General features: G+C 71.2%; 15 protein-coding genes. 4 read left to right on the top strand and 11 right to left on the bottom strand.

From position 1 onward, the window contains the following. Window positions 1–96: 96 nt before the first annotated feature. From ACWCQS_RS18115 to ACWCQS_RS18105, 3 genes are all read right to left on the bottom strand, one after another. Window positions 97–336 (bottom strand): RNA-binding protein, encoded by a 240-nt coding sequence (locus tag ACWCQS_RS18115; RefSeq protein ID WP_003973401.1) that lies wholly within the window; start codon window positions 334–336, stop codon window positions 97–99. Window positions 337–341: 5 nt separating this feature from the next. Further along, window positions 342–761 (bottom strand): 30S ribosomal protein S16, encoded by a 420-nt coding sequence (gene rpsP, locus ACWCQS_RS18110; protein ID WP_184970374.1) that lies wholly within the window; start codon window positions 759–761, stop codon window positions 342–344. A gap of 307 nt (window positions 762–1,068) precedes the next feature. Beyond that, a complete protein-coding gene (locus ACWCQS_RS18105; protein ID WP_388628043.1) occupies window positions 1,069–1,665 on the bottom strand; it encodes a hypothetical protein in 597 nt (198 codons plus the stop codon). Window positions 1,666–2,291: 626 nt separating this feature from the next. On the opposite strand from ACWCQS_RS18105, the gene ACWCQS_RS18100 reads away from it, so the two are divergent. Then, window positions 2,292–3,299: an SAM-dependent methyltransferase gene (locus ACWCQS_RS18100; RefSeq protein ID WP_451005349.1), complete on the top strand. Its 1,008-nt coding sequence runs from the start codon at window positions 2,292–2,294 to the stop codon at window positions 3,297–3,299. Between the two features lie 8 nt (window positions 3,300–3,307). On the opposite strand, the gene ftsH is transcribed toward ACWCQS_RS18100, so the two are convergent. The 6 genes from ftsH to nsdA all read right to left on the bottom strand — a co-directional run bounded on the left by ftsH (window position 3,308) and on the right by nsdA (window position 13,002). Further along, window positions 3,308–5,248 (bottom strand): ATP-dependent zinc metalloprotease FtsH, encoded by a 1,941-nt coding sequence (gene ftsH / locus ACWCQS_RS18095; protein WP_451005310.1) that lies wholly within the window; start codon window positions 5,246–5,248, stop codon window positions 3,308–3,310. A 126-nt stretch (window positions 5,249–5,374) separates the two neighbouring features. Further along, on the bottom strand, window positions 5,375–6,922 hold the full coding sequence (gene ffh, locus ACWCQS_RS18090; protein WP_451005309.1) for a signal recognition particle protein: 1,548 nt from the start codon (window positions 6,920–6,922) through the stop codon (window positions 5,375–5,377). Window positions 6,923–7,030: 108 nt separating this feature from the next. Next, the gene (locus tag ACWCQS_RS18085; protein WP_451005308.1) at window positions 7,031–9,472 is read right to left on the bottom strand and encodes a [protein-PII] uridylyltransferase; all 2,442 of its coding nucleotides are present in this window, start codon (window positions 9,470–9,472) and stop codon (window positions 7,031–7,033) included. Between the two features lie 29 nt (window positions 9,473–9,501). Further along, window positions 9,502–9,840, bottom strand: a complete 339-nt coding sequence (locus tag ACWCQS_RS18080; RefSeq protein ID WP_030990174.1) for a P-II family nitrogen regulator — start codon at window positions 9,838–9,840, stop codon at window positions 9,502–9,504. Next, window positions 9,837–11,180 (bottom strand): ammonium transporter, encoded by a 1,344-nt coding sequence (locus ACWCQS_RS18075; RefSeq protein WP_451005307.1) that lies wholly within the window; start codon window positions 11,178–11,180, stop codon window positions 9,837–9,839. The genes ACWCQS_RS18080 and ACWCQS_RS18075 overlap by 4 nt, the downstream gene beginning before the upstream one ends. A gap of 343 nt (window positions 11,181–11,523) precedes the next feature. Further along, a complete protein-coding gene (nsdA, locus tag ACWCQS_RS18070) occupies window positions 11,524–13,002 on the bottom strand; it encodes a transcriptional repressor NsdA (protein ID WP_451005306.1) in 1,479 nt (492 codons plus the stop codon). Window positions 13,003–13,459: 457 nt separating this feature from the next. On the opposite strand from nsdA, the gene ACWCQS_RS18065 reads away from it, so the two are divergent. Continuing rightward, entirely contained in the window at window positions 13,460–14,122 is a 663-nt protein-coding gene (locus ACWCQS_RS18065; RefSeq protein WP_451005305.1) for a bifunctional DNA primase/polymerase, read from the top strand. A gap of 230 nt (window positions 14,123–14,352) precedes the next feature. On the opposite strand, the gene ftsY is transcribed toward ACWCQS_RS18065, so the two are convergent. Continuing rightward, window positions 14,353–15,555: a signal recognition particle-docking protein FtsY gene (gene ftsY, locus ACWCQS_RS18060; protein WP_451005304.1), complete on the bottom strand. Its 1,203-nt coding sequence runs from the start codon at window positions 15,553–15,555 to the stop codon at window positions 14,353–14,355. A 362-nt stretch (window positions 15,556–15,917) separates the two neighbouring features. On the opposite strand from ftsY, the gene ACWCQS_RS18055 reads away from it, so the two are divergent. Beyond that, window positions 15,918–17,387, top strand: a complete 1,470-nt coding sequence (locus tag ACWCQS_RS18055; RefSeq protein ID WP_451005303.1) for a cytosine permease — start codon at window positions 15,918–15,920, stop codon at window positions 17,385–17,387. 6 nt (window positions 17,388–17,393) lie between these two features. Here the strand turns inward: ACWCQS_RS18055 and ACWCQS_RS18050 are convergent, their stop codons facing one another. After that, a complete protein-coding gene (locus ACWCQS_RS18050) occupies window positions 17,394–17,594 on the bottom strand; it encodes a hypothetical protein (protein ID WP_451005302.1) in 201 nt (66 codons plus the stop codon). 91 nt (window positions 17,595–17,685) lie between these two features. Here ACWCQS_RS18050 and ACWCQS_RS18045 point away from each other — a divergent pair, with 91 nt between their 5' ends. After that, window positions 17,686–18,657 carry an LLM class flavin-dependent oxidoreductase gene (locus ACWCQS_RS18045; protein ID WP_451005301.1) on the top strand — a complete coding sequence of 324 codons (972 nt, stop codon included), beginning with the start codon at window positions 17,686–17,688 and terminating at the stop codon, window positions 18,655–18,657. Window positions 18,658–18,659 lie beyond the last annotated feature (2 nt).

Raw genomic sequence — 18,659 nt, 5'->3', positions numbered from 1 at the left:
ATTCTCCTGTCATCTCCTGCCGGCGTCCTGCTCATACGACTGCGGGCCGGGGACGGCCAGTGGCCCTCCCCGGCCCGAGCCGGTTGCGATGAAGCGTCAGCGGACGTGGTCCACGTCGACGAGGTCGACGCGGACACCGCGACCGCCGATGGCGCCCACGACGGTGCGCAGGGCACGCGCGGTACGGCCGTTGCGGCCGATCACCTTGCCGAGGTCGTCCGGGTGGACCCGGACCTCGAGCACGCGCCCGCGGCGCAGGTTGCGCGAGGCGACCTGCACATCGTCAGGGTTGTCGACGATGCCCTTCACGAGGTGCTCAAGCGCCTCTTCGAGCATGCTGCTCAGGCCTCGGTCGACTCGGACTCGGCGGCCGCCTCGTCCTTCTTCTCAGCCTTCTTCTTCTGGGTGATCGCCTCACCCTTGCCCTCGTCGTCACCGCCGAGAGCCTCGAACGACGGACGCGCGGCCTTCGGCTCGGCGACGAGCAGCGGCGCCGGGGCGGGCTCGCCCTTGAACTTCTGCCAGTCGCCGGTCTTCTTCAGGATGGCGAGCACGGGCTCGGTCGGCTGCGCGCCGACACCCAGCCAGTACGCCACGCGGTCGGCGTCCACCTCGATGACCGACGGGTTGTAGGTCGGGTGGTACTTGCCGATCTCCTCGATGGCCCGGCCGTCACGGCGGGTACGGGAGTCGGCGACGACGATGCGGTAGTGAGGCGAACGGATCTTGCCCAGACGCTTCAGCTTGATCTTGACTGCCACGGGAGTGGGTTCTCCTGGATTTGACGTGGTTGGGCACGGCGAGCTGCCGCGTGGGGTTGCGGTACCCGAGTGCCCGATGGACGCGTCAGCCGGAGGAGAGAGGGGTCCTGTGCGGCTGTCGAGTACAGCTAGCCATTGTGCCACACCCTGTGGGTCGCTTCTGGCCGAGGGTGCGCCGGTGAGCTTCGGGCATGCCTGGGAGGCACCCGGCGTGGAGGTGAGGTCACGTCGGGTGCGCTGCCCGTACCGCGCGGTCGCCGTCCGCAGCCCGGCACCCACGAGATGCCGGTACTTCCGCGGCTCGCGATCACGCGGCTCCGGCGACCTCCGGGATTCTGAACGGCTTGCCGCAGCCGCCGCAGACGATGGGCGCCTGGGCCAGGACCGAGGGGACCACGCGGACGTTGCGACCGCAGTCGCAGACCGCCTTGACCCGGACACCGCCGCCGGAGGAGCCGTGCCGGGCGGCCGGGCCGCGGAAGCTGCGGGTGGTGTCCGAGGAAGTCGCCGCCGTGTGGGCCTTCAGGGCGCGCTGCAGCCGCTCCATGGTCGGGCGGTAGCGCCGCTTGGCCTCGGGGTTGAGCGTGACCAGCGAGAAACCGCTGCTCGGGTGCGGCTCCTCGGGGTGGTCGAGGCCCAGCTCCTCGGCGATCGCGAGAAAACGGCGGTTGTGGTAGCGGCCGGCGCGGGAGGTGTCGCGGATCCCACGGGCGGCGGCGATGCCGTGGACTGCCTCATGGAGCAGTCGCTCGAAGGAGAGCTCGTGCCCACACGCGGACGACGACTCTCCGATCAGGGATTCTGGCGCGGCAAGGTCCGGCAGCTCGGGGTGGTACCGCTGAATGTCGGCCCACGCCTGCGCCAGCTCTGCGGCGAGAACAGGTGGTGTCTGTGTCGTGCTCACGTAATGACAACGAGCGGGGGCTCGAATGTGTTCCTATTCCGGGGCATCCCAAATAATTTGCACGTACCCGTCAGTTGCCGCTGATGCGTCCGGACGAGGGCGGGTGCGCTGATCTGCGGAGAAGCCACACAGCTCCTACCAAGCTGGTGCGTAGTCCGCGCTACGGCCCGGTGTCCAGACCCCGGTGCAGGGGTGGTCGGCTGTTGCGCAAGAGACGTTTCGGCCGCTCTCGTCGTGAGGTCTCACTCCGGTCAGCGTCAGTGACGCGCGTGACGTTACCCCCCGCCGTCCGACCCCGCCGGCACCGGCTCGTTCCCCCGGAGCGGACACCGTACGGCCATCCAGATTGCCGGGACGTGAAATCTCGCCACACCCGCGCCCGGAGCCCAAGCGGGGCCCCACGACCCCTGGACGGGGCAGCGAGCCGGGAGTTACCTGGCATACGTGGGAAGTGCGCGCGCACGGCACGGGGGCCACGCAACCGGGCACAGCGGTGAACTCTCGGCGGATTGGGGCGCTTACCTATGACACCTACGCTCGTGCGGCAGCACATGCCTCACGCGGATTCCGCACCCCGCGTGGACCTGTGCGCACGCGCGCGTGACTGGTCCGAGATCCAGGAGCGGATGCTGGTGCCGCTCTACGAAGCCGTCTACGAACGGCTCGAAGTGGGCCCCGCCACCCGGCTGCTGGGCCTGCGCTGCGGCGCCGGGCTCGCGCTGCTGCTGGCGGCCGGCAGAGGTGCCGGCGTCACCGGTGTCGACGCCGCCTCGCCCGAGCGGCTCGCCCTCGCCCGCGAACGCCTGCTGCCGGGCGCCTCGCGCGGCCCCGACGGGAGCGCCTTCGGCCGGCCCGGGGAGCACGGCGGCAGCCGTGGCGGGCCGGGTTTCCCCGGCGGACCCGATGCGCCAGTGGGCAGCGGTGACGGTCCCGGTCGGGCCGGGACGCGGGATGGAGGCGGCGGTGCGCGCGGGGTCCCCGGTGCACACAGCGCCGGCGAGCCCGCCGAGTCCGGTGCACGCGGCGGCACCGGGCGCGCTCCGTACGGCGACGGCAGGGGGCGCGGCGCGAGCGGCGGGCCACGCGCGCGTGCCGTGCAGCTCGTCGCGGGCTCACCCCGGGACGCGGCCGGGGCGAAGACCGCCGCCTACACCCTGGTGACCGTCTTCGAGCCGATCGGGTGTCTCGCGGGCGACTCCGAGGGGCTCGGTGAGCTGCTGGCGGAGGCGCTGCCGCTGGCGGCGCGCGGGGCCGCCGTGGTGCTGGCCGGCTGGGGTCCGCCGGAGCGCTGCGCCACCTCCTCGGTACTGCGGGTGGCGACCAAACTGGCCGATCCGCTGCGCAGCGCACGCAGCTGGCGGCCCGCCCTGCGCGACGACCTGGAGGAGGTCGCCCAGCGGGCGGGGCTGAAGCCGGACGGCTCGGGGCGGGTGGCCTGTCCGTTCGGGTACGCCGATGTCGACAGCGCCGTACGGGGGCTGCTGTCGACCGGTCTGTTCGACGCGGCGATCACGGCGACGGACGCCAAGCAGGTCGACAAGGAGCTGACGGAGGCCCTGCACCCGTACCGGCGCCCGGACGGGACCGTGTGGATGCCGAACGTCTTCCGTTACCTCGTCGCGCGCGTGCCCTAGGGAGCCTTTCAGACCTCGCTGTCCTTGGTGAGGCGCGTGATCCCGGCGATCCGGTACGCGTCCGCCTCCTCCAGCGTCTCGTTCTCCAGCAGCGCCTGCGCGAGGGCGTCCAACTGGCCGCGATGGTCGCGGAGTTTGCGGCACGCCTCCTCGTAGCACTCGTCCACGATCCGGCGCATCTCGGTGTCGATCACATCGAGGGTCTGCGGGGCGGCGGAGAGGCCGTAGGCCTGCTGGGCATCGCTCGGGAGCGCGGACAGGCGGCCGACCCGCTCACTCATGCCCCAGCGGGCCACCATCCCGCGCGCGATGTTGGTGACCTGTTCGAGGTCGTTCTCCGCACCCGTGGTGACCACTCCGTAGACGACCTCCTCGGCCGCCATCCCGCCCAGGGCGCCGATGATGCGACCGCGCAGGTACTCCTCCGAGTGGGCGTACCGCTCCACCTCGGGCGTGGACATGGTCACGCCGAGAGCCCGGCCGCGCGGCACGATGGTGATCTTGCGGACCGGGTCGGCGCCGGGCTGCAGCATGCCCAGGAGGGCGTGGCCGCTCTCGTGGTAGGCGGTGCGCCGGCGGTCCTCCTCGGGCATCACGAGGGTGCGCTCGGCCCCCAGCTGGACCTTCTCCAGCGCCTCGGACATGTCCGAGGCGGTCACCTGCTCCTGCTTGCGCTTCACCGCGAGCAGCGCGGCCTCGTTGGCGAGATTCGCCAGATCCGCGCCCGTCATGCCCGGGGTGACACGGGCCAGCTGGGTCAGGTCGACATCGGGCGCGAGCGGGATGTCCCGGGTGTGGATGCGCAGGATCGACTCGCGCCCGGCCCGGTCCGGCGGGGCCACGTTGACCACCCGGTCGAAGCGGCCGGGACGGGTCAGGGCCGGGTCCAGGATGTCCGCGCGGTTGGTCGCGGCGACGACGATCACGCCCTCCGCGCCCGAGAAGCCGTCCATCTCTGTCAGGATCTGGTTCAGCGTCTGCTCGCGCTCGTCGTGCCCGCTCATGGAAGCGCCGCCGGCGCGCGCCCGGCCGATGGTGTCGATCTCGTCGATGAAGATGATCGACGGCGCCACCTTCCGGGCCTCGGCGAAGAGTTCGCGGACGCGGGACGCGCCGACGCCGACGATCATCTCGATGAACTCGGACGCCGAGGCGGAGAAGAAGGGCACGCCGGCCTCGCCCGCGACCGCGCGTGCGAGCAGGGTCTTGCCGGTGCCGGGCGGCCCTGCTAGCAGCACACCGCGGGGCAGCTTCGCGCCCATCCGGCGGTAGACGTCGGGGTGCTCCAGAAAGTCGACGACGTCGTCCAGTTCGCCCTTGACCTCGTCGATGCCGGCCACGTCCGCGAAGGTCGTGCGCTCGGTGCCCGGCCGCACCCCGACCGGTTTGGGCGGCGCCCGGCGGCCGAAGAGGCCGCCCGCGCCGGGCAGGGCCCCGCCGAGCCGCCGCGCGAAGAAGATCCACACCACGACCAGGACCGCGATCGGGATCAGGGACATCAGCACGTTGGCCAGGAGGCTGCGCTCCTGCACGACCGGCCGCGCGGTCACCGTCACCCCGTGGCTGGTCAGGTTCTGCCAGAGCCTGTCGTTCGCGAAGGCCGGGCGCTGTGTCTTGAACCTGGTGTACTTCCCGCCGCCCTCGGGGTTGGCCTGCGCGGTCTTGAGCTGGCCCTGGATCGCGTCGCCCTTGGAGTAGATCTTCGCGACATTGCCGGCGCCGACCTGCCGGCTGAACTCCGTGTACGAGATGGTCGGCTGGTTGCCCTGGCCGAGATAGTTCAGTCCGACATAGGCCAGCAGGAAGACGATCACCGCGGTGACGAGCAGCCCCCACCACTTTCCGCCACGGATCCGTCCGCCGCCGGGCCGCCGGGGCGATTCGTCGGGGGTGCCCTCGGTGCGCCACGGTTGATCAGGAGTCTTGCGTGGTGGCGCCGCATCGCTCATATCTGGACGTTAAGGCATACGGCGGACCTCGGCATGCGCTGAGGGCGCCCCCCTAGGCGGGGGGCGCCCTCAAGGACGTACGAACGGCGTTCAGCCGATGAACGTGGTGACCGTGTGGCTCGGGACTCAGCCCATGAACTTCTTGAACTCGTCCGGCAGCTCGAAGTCCTGACCGCCCTGCTGCGGCAGCCCGAAGGCGCCGCCCTGTGCGGCGGCCTCGCGGCGCTGGGCCTCCTCCAGCTCCTGCTGCCTGCGCTTCATCGGGTTGCCGGAGCGCTGCTTGCCCTTGGCCTTCTTCTGCTGCTTCTTCTGCCGGCCGGGGCCGCCGCCCATGCCCGGGATCCCCGGCATGCCCGGCATGCCGCCGCCCTGGGCCATGCGGGACATCATCTTGCGGGCCTCGAAGAACCGCTCGACCAGGTTCTTCACCGCGCCGACCTCGACACCCGAACCCTTGGCGATACGGGCGCGGCGGGAGCCGTTGATGATCGTCGGGTCCTGGCGCTCGCCCGGGGTCATCGACTTGATGATCGCGGCGGTGCGGTCGACGTCCCGCTCGTCGATGTTCTGGATCTGGTCCTTGATCTGGCCCATGCCCGGGAGCATGCCGAGCAGCTTGCTGATGCTGCCCATCTTCCGGACCTGCTCCATCTGGGCCAGGAAGTCGTCCAGGGTGAAGTCCTGGCCCTTCTTGGACGCCAGCTTCGAGGCCATCTTGGCGGCCTCTTCCTGGCTGAAGGTCTTCTCCGCCTGCTCGATCAGGGTGAGCAGGTCACCCAGGTCGAGGATGCGGGAGGCCATCCGGTCCGGGTGGAAGGCGTCGAAGTCGTCGAGCTTCTCGCCGTTCGACGCGAACATGATCGGCTTGCCGGTGATCTGCCGGATCGACAGGGCGGCACCACCGCGGGCGTCACCGTCGAGCTTGGAGAGCACCACGCCGTCGAAGCCGACGCCGTCGCGGAAGGCCTCGGCGGTGTTGACGGCGTCCTGACCGATCATCGCGTCGACGACGAAAAGGATCTCGTCCGGGGAGACGGCGTCTCGGATGTCCGCGGCCTGCTGCATCATCTCGGCGTCGATACCGAGGCGGCCGGCGGTGTCCACGATCACGATGTCGTGGACCTTGGACTTCGCGAAGTCGATGGATTCCTTGGCGACCTTGACCGGGTCACCGATGCCGTTGCCCGGCTCCGGCGCGTAGACGGCGACGCCGGCGCGCTCGGCGACCACGCTCAGCTGGTTGACGGCGTTCGGGCGCTGGAGGTCGGCGGCGACCAGCAGCGGCGAGTGGCCCTGCTCCTTGAGCCACTTGGCGAGCTTGCCCGCGAGGGTGGTCTTACCGGCACCCTGCAGACCCGCCAGCATGATCACGGTGGGCGGCTGCTTGGCGAAGCGCAGCCGCCGGGTCTCGCCGCCGAGGATGGTGACGAGCTCGTCGTTGACGATCTTCAGAACCTGCTGGGCCGGGTTCAGCGCCTTGGAGACCTCGGCGCCGAGCGCCCGCTCCTTGACGTTCTTGATGAAGGTCCGGACGACCGGGAGGGCGACGTCCGCTTCGAGGAGCGCGATACGGATCTCGCGCGCCGTGGCGTCGATGTCCGCCTCGCTGAGGCGCCCCTTGCCGCGGAGATTCTTGAAAGTCGCGCTGAGGCGGTCGGAGAGGGTGTCGAACACGGTGGCGTCGGTCCTCGAGGTCGGAGTCAGTTCGGGCTGCCCTCCAGGGTATCCGGCCCCGCAAGCAAATCGTCCCCGCCCGCTCTGTTCGCGACCGGGGACACACGGTCACGCCCGCAGTGTCTCCTCCAGGACCCGTGCCAGCGACCCGGCGTCCGCTCCCGGCAGCGGCTCGCCCGCGCCGGTCGTGACGTAGAAGGCGTCCACCGCGTTGGAACCCAGCGTCGACACATGCATGCTCCGCACCCGCACCCCCGCCTTCTCCAGGGCCATCCCGATCCGGTACAGCAGGCCCGGGGCGTCCTGGGCGCGGACCTCGATCACCGTGGCGTGGCGGGAGGCCGCCGGAGCGACGGTCACCCTCGGCGGCGGGGCCACCCAGCCGCGGCGCCTCGGATAGGCCGCGTCCCGTTCGGCGAGCCGGCCGGCGATGTCCAGGGTGGCATCCAGGGCGCGGACGAGGTCGGCGCGCAGCCGGGTGGCCTGCGGCAGGGAGCCGTACTCGGCGGCGACCCGCCAGTTGAGCAGCAGTACCGAGCCGTCGTCGACGTCGTCGGGCAGGCGCAGGGCGCGCAGCTCGGCCGTGCGGACGGTGAGCCGGTGCACGGCGAGGACACCGGCGACGGCGGGCAGGACGGCGGGCTGGTCGGGTACGGCGATGATCAGCTCGACGCCGAGGGGTTCCTGGGCGGACTCCTCCTCGGTGACCGGTTCCCGCTGGGCGCGCAGTGCGAGCACCGGGCCGCCCGTGCGGTACGCCTCGATCGCCAGCCGTTCGTGCTCGGCCGTGGGCGCCGCGGGCTCAGGCTCGTCGGAGGCGTCGCCGGCGAGCACCGCGGAGACCCGCCGGACCAGGTCGGCGACGAGGGAGCCGCGCCAGGAGGACCAGGCCGCGGGGCCGGTGGCGAGGGCGTCGGCCTCGGTCAGGGCGTGCAGCAGCTCCAGGGTGCTCTGGGTGCCGACCGCCTCGGCGACCGAGCGGACCGTGGCCGGGTCGTCCAGGTCGCGGCGGGTGGCCGTCTCGATCAGCAGCAGGTGATGGCGGACCAGGGCGGACAGCACGTCCACGTCCGCGCGGTCGAAGCCGATCCGGGCCGCCACGTCCTTGGCGATGATCTCGCCGGCCACCGAGTGGTCGCCGGGCCAGCCCTTGCCGATGTCGTGCAGCAGGGCGGCGACCAGGAGCAGGTCGGGGCGGCTGACGCGGCGGGTCAGTTCGGAGGCACGCACGGCCGTCTCGATCAGGTGCCGGTCGACCGTCCAGATATGGACGGCGTTGCGCTGCGGGCGGCAGCGGACCCGTTCCCAGTCCGGCAGCAGGCGGCTGATCAGGCCCTCCGCCTCCAGTGCCTCCCAGACGTCGACGGTCGGCCGGCCGGAGCCGAGCAGCGTCACCAGCTGCTCACGGGCCTCGGCGGGCCAGGGCGTGGGCAGGGGGCGCGCTGTGGCGGCCATGCGCCGTACGGCGTGCAGGGAGAGCGGGAGGCCGGCCTGCGCTGCGGCGGCCGCGGCGCGCAGGGGGAGCACGGGGTCGCGTTCGGGGCGTGCGGCGCGGGCGAGCACTACCTCGCCGTCCTGCTCCACCACGCCCTCGGCCAGCGGCGACCGTTCCGTCACCGGCTTGCCGCCGCCGAGCATGGCGCGCAGGCGGGGACGGACGGCACGCGAGCGCAGCACGCGCCCCACCTCGCGCCAGGTGACGTCGCTGGCGTACGAGATGACCCGCGCCGCCTCGTAGACCTGCCGCAGCAGGGTGTCCGCGTCCAGCAGGCCCAGCTCGGCCGCGACCTGGTCCTGCTCCTGGAGCGCGAGCCGGTCGGTGGCCCGGCCGGTGGCCAGGTGCAGCGCGTCCCGTACGTCGAGCAGCCGCCGGCGGGCGTCCGCGAGGCCCTCGCGCGGGGCGTCGGCGAGCCAGGAGGCGGCCACGGCGCGCAGGGCGGTGGCGTCCCGCAGGCCGCCGCGGGCCTCCTTGAGGTCGGGTTCCAGCAGGTACTGCAGCTCGCCCTGGCGCTCGGCGCGCTCGGCGCAGAGTTCCTGGAGTTCGGGGAGGCGTTTGGGCGCCTGGTTGCGCCAGTCGGCGAGGACGGCCGTACGCAGGCCGGCGGTGAGACCCATGTCGCCGGCCAGGTGGCGGGCGTCCAGGAGGCCGAGTTGGACTTTCAAATCCTCCCCGGCGGTCCTGCGGGCCTCCGCCGGGGTGCGCACGGAGTGGTCGAGGGCGAGGCCCAGGTCCCAGATCGGATACCACAGGCGGTCGGCCAGCGCGGCGACCGCCTTGGGGTCACTGCCGTCGTGCAGCAGGAGCAGATCGAGGTCGCTGCGCGGGGACAGCTCCCCGCGGCCGTAGCCGCCGACGGCGACCAGACAGGCGCCCGGGAATCCCTCGGCGGCCGCCTTGAACAGCCCGGCGAGCCAGTCGTCGGTCAGTTCCGCGAGGGCGGCACGGCGCGGCGGCCCGGACCGCGCCCCCTCGGTGAGGAGGCGCAGCCGGGCCGCCGCGTAGCCGCTGGGTCCCGAGTCCTCTGCCATCCGCTCGTCCGTTCCCGTCACCCAGCGACTCCCGTTCTCGACAGTTGAGGTCAGAGCGCGTCCGGACCGCGCTCGCCGGTGCGGACCCGTACGGCCGTCTCGACCGGCAGGGACCAGACCTTGCCGTCACCGATCTTGCCGGTGCGGGCCGCCTTGACGATGACCTCGATCAGCTGCTCGGCGTCGTCGTCCTCGGCCAGGACCTCTATGCGGATCTTCGGGACAAGGTCGACGGTGTACTCGGCACCGCGGTAGACCTCGGTGTGGCCCCGCTGACGACCGTAACCGCTGGCCTCGGTGACCGTCAGGCCGTGCACGCCGAAGGCCTGCAGGGCCTCCTTGATCTCATCCAGCCGGTGGGGCTTGACGACGGCGGTGATGAGCTTCATGCGTCCACCTTCTTGGTCTGCGTGGCGGCCAGGGACGGGGCGTGGGCGACGGAGCCGATGACACCGCCGCCGGCGCCGCTGAAGTCGTAGGCGGTCTCGGCGTGCTCGGCCTGGTCGATGCCCGAGATCTCCTCGTCCTCGGTGACCCGCATGCCGATCGTCTTGTCGAGCAGGAAGGCGAGGACCGCGGAGACGATCAGCGAGTACGCGAGGACCGCGCCGACACCGGCGCACTGCTTCCACAGCTGGGTGAAGGAGTGGTCGCCGTAGAAGACACCGGTCGCGGTGGACTGGCCCTTGCCGGTGGCGAAGAAGCCGATCAGCAGGGAGCCGATGATGCCGCCGACCATGTGGACGCCGACGACGTCGAGGGAGTCGTCGTAGCCGAACCTGAACTTCAGGCCCACGGCCGCGGCGCAGGCGACACCGGCGATGGCGCCGACAGCGATCGCGCCGAGCGGGGAGACCGCGCCGCCGGACGGGGTGATCGCGACCAGGCCGGCGACCGCGCCGGAGGCGGCGCCCAGCGTGGTGAACGCGCCGTGCCGGATCTTCTCGTAGGCGAGCCAGGCCAGCATGGCGGCGGCGGTGGCGACCTGCGTGTTGACGAACATCAGCGCGCCGACGCCGTCGTCGTTGCCGAGCCAGGAGCCCGCGTTGAAGCCGAACCAGCCGAACCACAGGAGCCCGGCACCGAGCATGACCAGCGGCAGGCTGTGCGGGCGCATCGGGTCCTTCTTGAAGCCGACGCGCTTGCCGATGACGAGGATGACACCGAGCGCCCCCGCACCCGCGTTGATGTGGACCGCCGTACCACCCGCGAAGTCGATCACGCCGAGCTTGTAGGCCCAGCCGTCGGCGCCCCAGACCCAGTGGGCGACCGGAACGTAGACGAGCGTGAGCCACAGGGCGATGAAGAGCGACCAGGCCGAGAACTTGACGCGGTCCGCGAGGGCGCCGCTTATCAGGGCCGGGGTGATGATCGCGAACATCATCTGGAAGACCATGAACACGAAGATCGGGATGGTGTAGCCGGGCCAGAGTTCCGTCAGACCGATCTTGCGCAGGCCGAACCAGTCGGAGTCCCAGCCGATGAGGCCGTTGTTCGTGCCGAAGGCGAGGGAGAAGCCGTAGAGCACCCACAGAATGGTGACGATGCCCATGCTGATGAAGCTCATCATCAGCATGTTCAGGGTGCTCTTGACGCGGACCATGCCCCCGTAGAAGAAGGCAAGACCCGGCGTCATGATCAGCACCAGGGCGGAAGCGATCAGCATGAAGCCTGTGTTGGCGGACGACAGCTTGGGTGCGTCCGCCGCAAGCATGATGGCTGGAGCCATCGGCGTCTCCTCGTCGGTTGGTACGGCCCCGTGCGGGCGGTGCCTGAGCGGTCCGGCGGGTCGTGGGGTGTGGGCCGGTTATGCGCCATGAGATTGGCGCAGGGCGGTTTCGGTGGAAGCCCCTCGTTGTTTCGCCGGGGTGACGAAGGCGCCCTGCTTGTTACGCCTGGATGAACCGCCGGATTCGCGGCTTGCCGATCGTTATCGTGACGCAACCATCGCCGGCGGACCCGCCGTGACACAGGCCGGCCGCGGCAGGGCCTCTCCGATGACCTGGCGTGGGGGAGCCGAGTCGGGCAATTCGGGAGGACCGGCCGCGGCCGGGGCGGGGGAGCCGGGTGTGTCAGACCGCTTCGGCGGTTTCCGGCAGGTCGGCGGCGAGCTGATCGGTGAGGTCGACGACGACGGCGAGATCGCCGTAGTCCCGTACGGCCGTGTCGACCGTCTTTCGAATACGAGTGTTCACACGCTCGGAGCGGACCTTCTTGGCGATCTCCATGGCCTGGGCGGCATAGTCGGTGCTCCGCTCGGGCTCGCGCTGGAGCAGGTGCACGGTGGCCATGCCGATCAGGTTCAGCGCGTACGACCGCTGGTGCTCGCCGTCCTCCGCGAACTTCTCCACCGCCTTCCGCATCAGCGGCTCGGCGAGGGAGGCGTAGGCGGGGCTGCGTCCGGCGACGTAGGCGAGGTCGCGGAAGGAGTGGGAGTTCTCGCCGTACAGCTCGGCCTCGGAGAAGAAGCGGATCCAGTCCGGGTCCGGCTCGTCCCACTCGTCGGCCTCGGCGAAGGTGTCCTCGGCCATGCGGACCGCGCGCTTGGTCTTGCCGGGCTGGCCCATGTTGGCGTACGCGCGGGCCTCCATCGCATACAGCATGGACTGGGTGCGCGGGCTCGCGCAGTCCCGGCTGCCGTACTGGGCGAGGTGGATCAGCTCCAGGGCGTCGTCGGGCCGGCCGAGGTGGATCATCTGGCGGCTCATACTGGAGAGGATGTACGAGCCGAGGGGCTTGTCGCCGGCCTCCTTGGCCGCGTGCAGGGCGAGGACGAAGTACTTCTGCGCGGTGGGCTGGAGTCCCACGTCGTACGACATCCAGCCGGCCAGTTCGGCGAGTTCGGCGGCGACCTTGAAGAGCTTGCGGGTGGTGGCCTCGGACTGGGGTTCCTGGAGCAGGTCGGTGACCTCGTGCAGCTGGCCGACGACCGCCTTGCGGCGCAGGCCGCCGCCGCACTGGGCGTCCCACTGGCGGAACATGCGCGTGGTGGACTCCAGCAGGTCCAGCTCCGGCTTGGACAGCCGGCCGGGCCTGCGGGAGTCGAGGACGGGCTCCGGCTCGACGGCGACCGGGGACCCGGGACTCGGGACGAGCCAGCGCTGCATGGGCTCGATGAGGGAGGGGCCGGCGGACAGCGCCAGCGAGGTGCCGAGGAAGCCGCGCCGGGCCAGCATCAGGTCGCTGCGCGAGAACTCGCCGAGCAGGGCGACCGTCTGCGGGGCCGTCCAGGGCAGGTCGACTCCGGACGCGGAGGGCGACTGGCGGGCGGCGCGCAGGCCGAGGTCCTCGATGGAGACCACACAGCCGAAGCGTTCGGAGAACAGCTCCGAGAGGATGCGCGGGATCGGCTCGCGCGGGTTCTCCCCGTCCAGCCAGCGGCGCACGCGCGAGGTGTCGGTGGAGATGTGGTTGGCGCCCAGCTGGCGTGCCCGGCGGTTCACCTGGCGGGCCAGCTCGCCCTTGGACCAGCCGCTGCGCACGAACCACGAGCCGAGCAGCTCATTGGGGCGCCTGTCAGCGTTCGCTCCACTACCGCCGTTGCCGCTCACTGGAACGCCCCCATCCCTGAGACCACTTGTCGTCGAGTGCGCCAAGCCTTATCAGAATGCCGGTAAATACGGCCTCTTGTCCGCCGGTTCTCACCCTTCGAACGAGCTGGCGACTCGCCTCCGGCATACCCATCCATGCATATGCCGACCGGACTCGCGCACTCACAGTAATCCTACGATCACCCGCTCAACCACCGGGATCCCGGAAACGCCACCATTCGCCACCCCTTCGAATGAACTCACGGTCGGCCGTACGCGATTCACTTGACATAGGACGGCCGGAAGTGGGCGAAGTGAAGCGCGCGGGGGCGCGAACACCCCGATGCGCCACCCGTTGCACCTCAAGGCGCCGCCTTGTCCGCGCGCCGACCGGGGAAGGCGGAGCCGTAGCGTTACGTTCCGCTTCCGTCTCGTTCCGTGTCGTAACCACCGGCGCGCTGGACCCGTTGGAGGGGGCATGGGCTTCACGATCGGCGGCATTCGCGAGATCCGCTCCGGCACGCGCCGGCGCGGCCGTTCGTCGGAGTGCACCGCTGTCGCCGAGTTCACCGGGTTGTGGGGCTGGGACGTGGTGCCGGGAGCGCGGGCCGCGGCGGGCGTCTGCTCGTGCGGACACGCCGACTGCCCGGCGCCGGGCGCGCATCCGCTGGACTTCGCGCCCCAGGTGCCGGCCGGGGCCACGCTGGACGAGGTGAGCAAGGCCTGGTCGGAGTTCCCGGGTGCCGCGGCGATGCTTCCGGTGGGCCGGGCGTTCGACGTCGTCGAGGTCTCCGAGGCCGCCGGGCGCCGCGCCCTGGCCCGCCTGGAGCGGATGGGGCTCCCCCTCGGTCCGGTGACCGCGACCCCTGACGGCCGCGCCCACTTCTTCGTCGCGCCCGGCGCCGCCGCGGAGCTCCCCCGGCTGCTGTACCGCATGGGCTGGGACGACCCCTCGGCCCTGGACCTGCGCGGCCTCGGCCCCGGCACGCACATCACCGCGCCCCCCTCCGACCGGGGCGGCCTGGGACCGGTCCGCTGGCTGCGCCCACCCGCACTGGACTCGGCGACCCGCCCTCCGGCGGCCCGCCTGCTGCTGGGCACGCTGGCGTACGTGGCACACCGGTCGCGGGCGCGGGCGTAGACCGGTCGTACCGTCCACGAACGCCTCCAGCTCGGCCTCGGCCCGGTGCGGTCGCGGGCGCGAACGTAGTCCTCCCCGGCCCCCGACCGCAGCAACCATCAATTGAGGCACCACGACGGCGAGCAACCGCGTCCGCGAAGGCGGCGCCGGTTGGCGCAAAAGCAGCAGCGCCCGACCCAACTGCACCTTGGGGCGGGCGCTTCCTGTCAGCTGCCGGGTTCGGTGACCAGTCAGTCCCCGATCAGCGCGTCCACGAACGCCTCCGGCTCGAACGGCGCGAGATCGTCCGCGCCCTCGCCGAGGCCGACCAGCTTGACCGGCACGCCCAGCTCGCGCTGGACCGCGACGACGATGCCGCCCTTGGCCGTGCCGTCCAACTTGGTCAGCACGATGCCGGTGATGTCCACGACCTCCGCGAAGACGCGGGCCTGCACGAGGCCGTTCTGGCCGGTGGTGGCGTCCAGGACGAGCAGCACCTCGTCCAGTGGCGCGTGCTTCTCCACGACCCGCTTGACCTTGCCGAGCTCGTCCATGAGGCCGGTCTTGGTGTGCAGGCGGCCGGCGGTGTCGATGAGGACGACGTCGACCCCCATCTCCTTGCCTTCCTTGACCGCGTCGAAGGCGACGGAGGCGGGGTCGCCGGCCTCCGGGCCGCGCACGGTGTAGGCCCCGACGCGCTCGCCCCACGTCTGGAGCTGGTCGGCGGCGGCGGCACGGAAGGTGTCGGCGGCGCCGAGCACGACCGTACGGCCGTCCGCGACGAGCACGCGCGCGAGCTTGCCGGTGGTGGTGGTCTTGCCGGTGCCGTTGACGCCGACGACCATCACGATGCCGGGCTTGCGGTCCGCGGGCTCGGTCTTGACCGTGCGGTCGAACTCCGTGCCGACGACCTTGAGCAGCTCCTCGCGCAGCAGGCCGCGCAGCTCCTCGGGGGTGCGGGTACCGAGCACCTTCACGCGCTCGCGCAGGCTCTCGACCAGCTCCTGGGTGGGCTGCACGCCGACGTCGGCGGTGAGCAGCGTGTCCTCGATCTCCTCCCAGGTCTCGTCGTCCAGGTGCTCGCGCGAGAGCAGCGTGAGCAGGCCCTTGCCGAGGGCGGTCTGGGAACGGGAAAGGCGGGCGCGCAGCCGGATCAGCCGGCCCGCGGTGGGCTCCGGGATCTCGATCTCGGGAGCCGCGACAGCGGGAGGCTCCTCCACGACGACCGGTGCGGGGCCGCCGGGGAGATCCACCTCCTCGATGGTCCGGCGCGGTTCTTCGCGCGGCGTCTCGGCCTCTTCGCCGATGTGCGGCTCGGCCGGGGGCGCGGTGATGTCGGGCGTCTTCGGAGGGGGCGGAGGCAGCGGCTTCTTGCGCCGGGTGCCCACCACCAGCCCGCCGAGTGCCGCGAGCACGACCACGGCGATGACTACAGCAAGGATGACGGTTTCCATAACAAGGCCAGTATGCGTGACCCCCGATCGGGCCGTTCGTTGTACGCGCAGGGGCCACTGGCCCGCCGGGCCGGGCTGGCCCGCGGTCCGACCTCGCGTCGGCCGGAAGCCCACATGGGCGGAGTCACAACGGGTCCAGTATCAGGATCGTTCGGGTACGCGGAGCAGCGTCCCCAGGGCGTGTCACGGTTCATACGGTGGGCCGTGACACGCCCTCGCCGCAGGAGCCGGTTTGTGGCTTCCTCCGAGAGACAAACGCCACTTATTAGTAGGACTCGGAGCAAAGTACGATGGTGGCGACTCGGTCGACGCGCGTAGAGTCCCGACCGTCCCTGTCCCCCCACGTCTGGTGCCCCTTTTTCATGAGCAAAACCGTCGAGACCGAAGGCGCTCTCGAGACCCGAGGTATCGAGCAGGTCCCCGATCACGAGCGCACCGCGAAGACCCGTGAGCTGTTCCCCACCTGGGTCGGCGCCAACATCAGCGTGCTGCTGCTGACGATGGGCGCGAGCCTCGTCGTGGCGTACCACCTGAACATCTGGCAGGCGCTCGTCGTCGCGGTGGCGGCGCCGGTCGTTTCGTACGGCCTGGTCGGTCTGATCGGTATCGCCGGCAAGCGCGGCGGCGCGCCCGGCATGGCACTCTCGCGCGCGGTCTTCGGCCAGCGCGGCAATCTGCTGCCCGGTTCGCTGATCTGGGTCGCACGCTGGGGCTGGGAGACGATCAACGCGGTCACCGGCGCCTACGCGATGCTCACCATCCTGGACATCCTGTTCGGCATCAAGACGAACAGCGTGCTGGACATGGTGATGCTGCTGGTGTTCGTCGTGGCGACCTTCGCGATCTCGGGCCTCGGCATCAACGCCGTGCAGAAGTGCAACAAGTACGCCACCTATCTCTTCGGCGTCTTCTCGGTGCTGGTCCTGGTCTATCTCGTGGCGAACACCGACTGGTCGAAGGTGCTGCACCACGGTGGCGGCTCCACGGCCGCGGTGATCACCGGGGTCGGCATGATCGCGGCGGGCGGTGTCAGCTGGATCCCGACGGCGCCGGACTTCACCCGCTACCTGCCGCGTACGGCGTCTTCGAAGGCGATCGTCGGTACGGCGGTCGGCGGTGCCGGCATCGTCGTGCTGCCCATGGTCCTGATGGGCGCGGTGATGGCGGTGTCCACGCCGGACCTGGCCTCGGCCACCGACCCGGTGTCCTTCCTCGGGGAGATCCTGCCGACGTGGATCGCGGTGCCGTACCTGTTCATCGCGCTGATCGGCATGCTGCTGATCAACTCGATGTCGATGTACTCGGCGGGCTTCACCGCGCAGACCCTCGGCATCAGGGTGCCGAGGCACTGGGCGGTCTCGGTGAACGCCGTGATCTCGCTGGTCTTCGGTGGTGTGCTGATGCTGGTGGCGACGAGCTTCATGGGCTCGTTCATCGCCTTCCTGTCGCTGCTGGCGGTCGCCTTCTCCGCCTGGGTCGGTGTCTTCGGCGCGGACATGCTGCGCCGCACCGAGTACGACGGCCGCGCCATGACGGACACGACCCGCACCAGCGCCTACTGGTACAAGGGCGGCTTCTCCCCCGCGGCGGTGGCCGCGTGGGCGATCGGCCTGGTGTCGGGCCTGATGTTCACGACCTCGGACTGGTTCACCGGTCCGCTCGCGAAGAACAACGTCATCGGCGAGTACGGCCTCGGCTGGGTCGCCACGATCGTGATCTCGGGCCTGCTGTACCTGGCGCTGCCGAAGCCGGCGGTGACGAAGCCGGCGCAGGCCGTCGAGCCGGCCGAGGTCGCCGAGCCGGCCGAGGAGCGCGCGACCGCCTCCGTGTGACGGGCCTCAGCCGGGCAGGCCGCTCTTGTGCAGGGCGGCACTCGCCCGGAAGCGGAGACGGGAGCAGCGGTCCCGGGTCTCCTGGTCGGCGTCGGCGGGGCAGCAGCAGTGGCCGGCCGGCCACCGCAGTTCGTCCGGGTCCAGCCACAGCGCGACCCGGCCACGCCCTGCCTCGGCCCGCGGATCCGTGGGTACGGCTTCGCTCATCCCGCGACCCTACCTCCTCTCCCCCATGGCCATCTGACGCTCCGTCAGCTAACGTCCCCCTCCATCGCATCGCACCGGAGGGGGACTTCCCATGCCCGTCACGGTCGTCCGTTTCAACCTCGTCGCTCCCGGCGCCGGCCCCGCCGCCCTCTCCGCCCGCTACCGGGCCGCCCTGGAGATGGCCGCGTACGCGGACGAGCACGGGATCAGCACCGTGCAGACCGAGGAGCACCACGGCGCCGACAACAACTGGCTGCCGTCGCCGTTCGCCTTCGCGGGCGCGGTGTTCGGGGCGACCCGCCGGATCGCGGTCACCGTGTCGGCGGTGATCGGCCCGCTGCACGACCCGCTGCGGCTCGCCGAGGAGATCGCCGTACTGGACCTGCTGAGCGGCGGACGGCTGGTGACGGTGGCCGGGATCGGCTACCGGCCCGAGGAGTACGCCCTGTTCGACGTCGACTGGAAACTCCGGGGGCGGCTGCAGGACGAGTTGCTGCAGACCCTGCTGAGGGCGTGGTCCGGCGAGGAGTTCGCGTACCGGGGCCGCACGGTGCGGCTCACCCCGCGCCCGTACACCGACCCGCACCCGCTCCTGCTGGTCGGCGGCTCCTCCAAGGCCGCCGCCCGCCGGGCCGCCCGGCTCGGCCTGCCGTTCTTCCCGAGCGCGCACCTGCCGGAGCTGGAGTCCTACTACAAGGAGCAGCTCACCGAGTACGGCACCGAGGGCTGGGTCATGATGCCCGCGGCCGAGACTCCCCTGCTGCACATCGCCGAGGACCCGGACCGGACGTGGGCGGAGTACGGCGAGCACTTCCTGCACGAGGCGCGGACCTACGCCTCCTGGCAGTCGGGCGGGATCCGCTCGGCGGTGCGATCGGCGGCCACGACGGTTGAGGAGCTGCGCGCGGAGGGCGTGTACCGGATCCTCACGCCGGAGGAGTGCGTGGCGCTGGGCGCCGACAGCCTCGTACTGCATCCCCTGGTGGGCGGGATGCCGCTGGAGGAGGGGCGGCGGAGCCTGCGGCTGTTCGCGGAGCGGGTGATTCCGGCACTGGGCAACTGACC

The organism is Streptomyces sp. NPDC002076 (assembly GCF_053593835.1).
Note: the sequence above shows the minus strand (reverse complement) of the source record. Positions and strands in the feature narration are given on the sequence as shown.

What these genes read in the sequence shown, in the direction of transcription:
- ACWCQS_RS18115 (WP_003973401.1), bottom strand. Translation starts at nt 336, where the DNA reads ATGCTCGAAGAGGCGCTTGAGCACCTCGTGAAGGGCATCGTCGACAAC.
- ACWCQS_RS18100 (WP_451005349.1), top strand. Translation starts at nt 2,292, where the DNA reads ATGCTGGTGCCGCTCTACGAAGCCGTCTACGAACGGCTCGAAGTGGGC.
- ftsH (WP_451005310.1), bottom strand. Translation starts at nt 5,248, where the DNA reads ATGAGCGATGCGGCGCCACCACGCAAGACTCCTGATCAACCGTGGCGC.
- ACWCQS_RS18080 (WP_030990174.1), bottom strand. Translation starts at nt 9,840, where the DNA reads ATGAAGCTCATCACCGCCGTCGTCAAGCCCCACCGGCTGGATGAGATC.
- ACWCQS_RS18075 (WP_451005307.1), bottom strand. Translation starts at nt 11,180, where the DNA reads ATGGCTCCAGCCATCATGCTTGCGGCGGACGCACCCAAGCTGTCGTCC.
- ACWCQS_RS18065 (WP_451005305.1), top strand. Translation starts at nt 13,460, where the DNA reads ATGGGCTTCACGATCGGCGGCATTCGCGAGATCCGCTCCGGCACGCGC.
- ftsY (WP_451005304.1), bottom strand. Translation starts at nt 15,555, where the DNA reads ATGGAAACCGTCATCCTTGCTGTAGTCATCGCCGTGGTCGTGCTCGCG.
- ACWCQS_RS18055 (WP_451005303.1), top strand. Translation starts at nt 15,918, where the DNA reads ATGAGCAAAACCGTCGAGACCGAAGGCGCTCTCGAGACCCGAGGTATC.
- ACWCQS_RS18050 (WP_451005302.1), bottom strand. Translation starts at nt 17,594, where the DNA reads ATGAGCGAAGCCGTACCCACGGATCCGCGGGCCGAGGCAGGGCGTGGC.
- ACWCQS_RS18045 (WP_451005301.1), top strand. Translation starts at nt 17,686, where the DNA reads ATGCCCGTCACGGTCGTCCGTTTCAACCTCGTCGCTCCCGGCGCCGGC.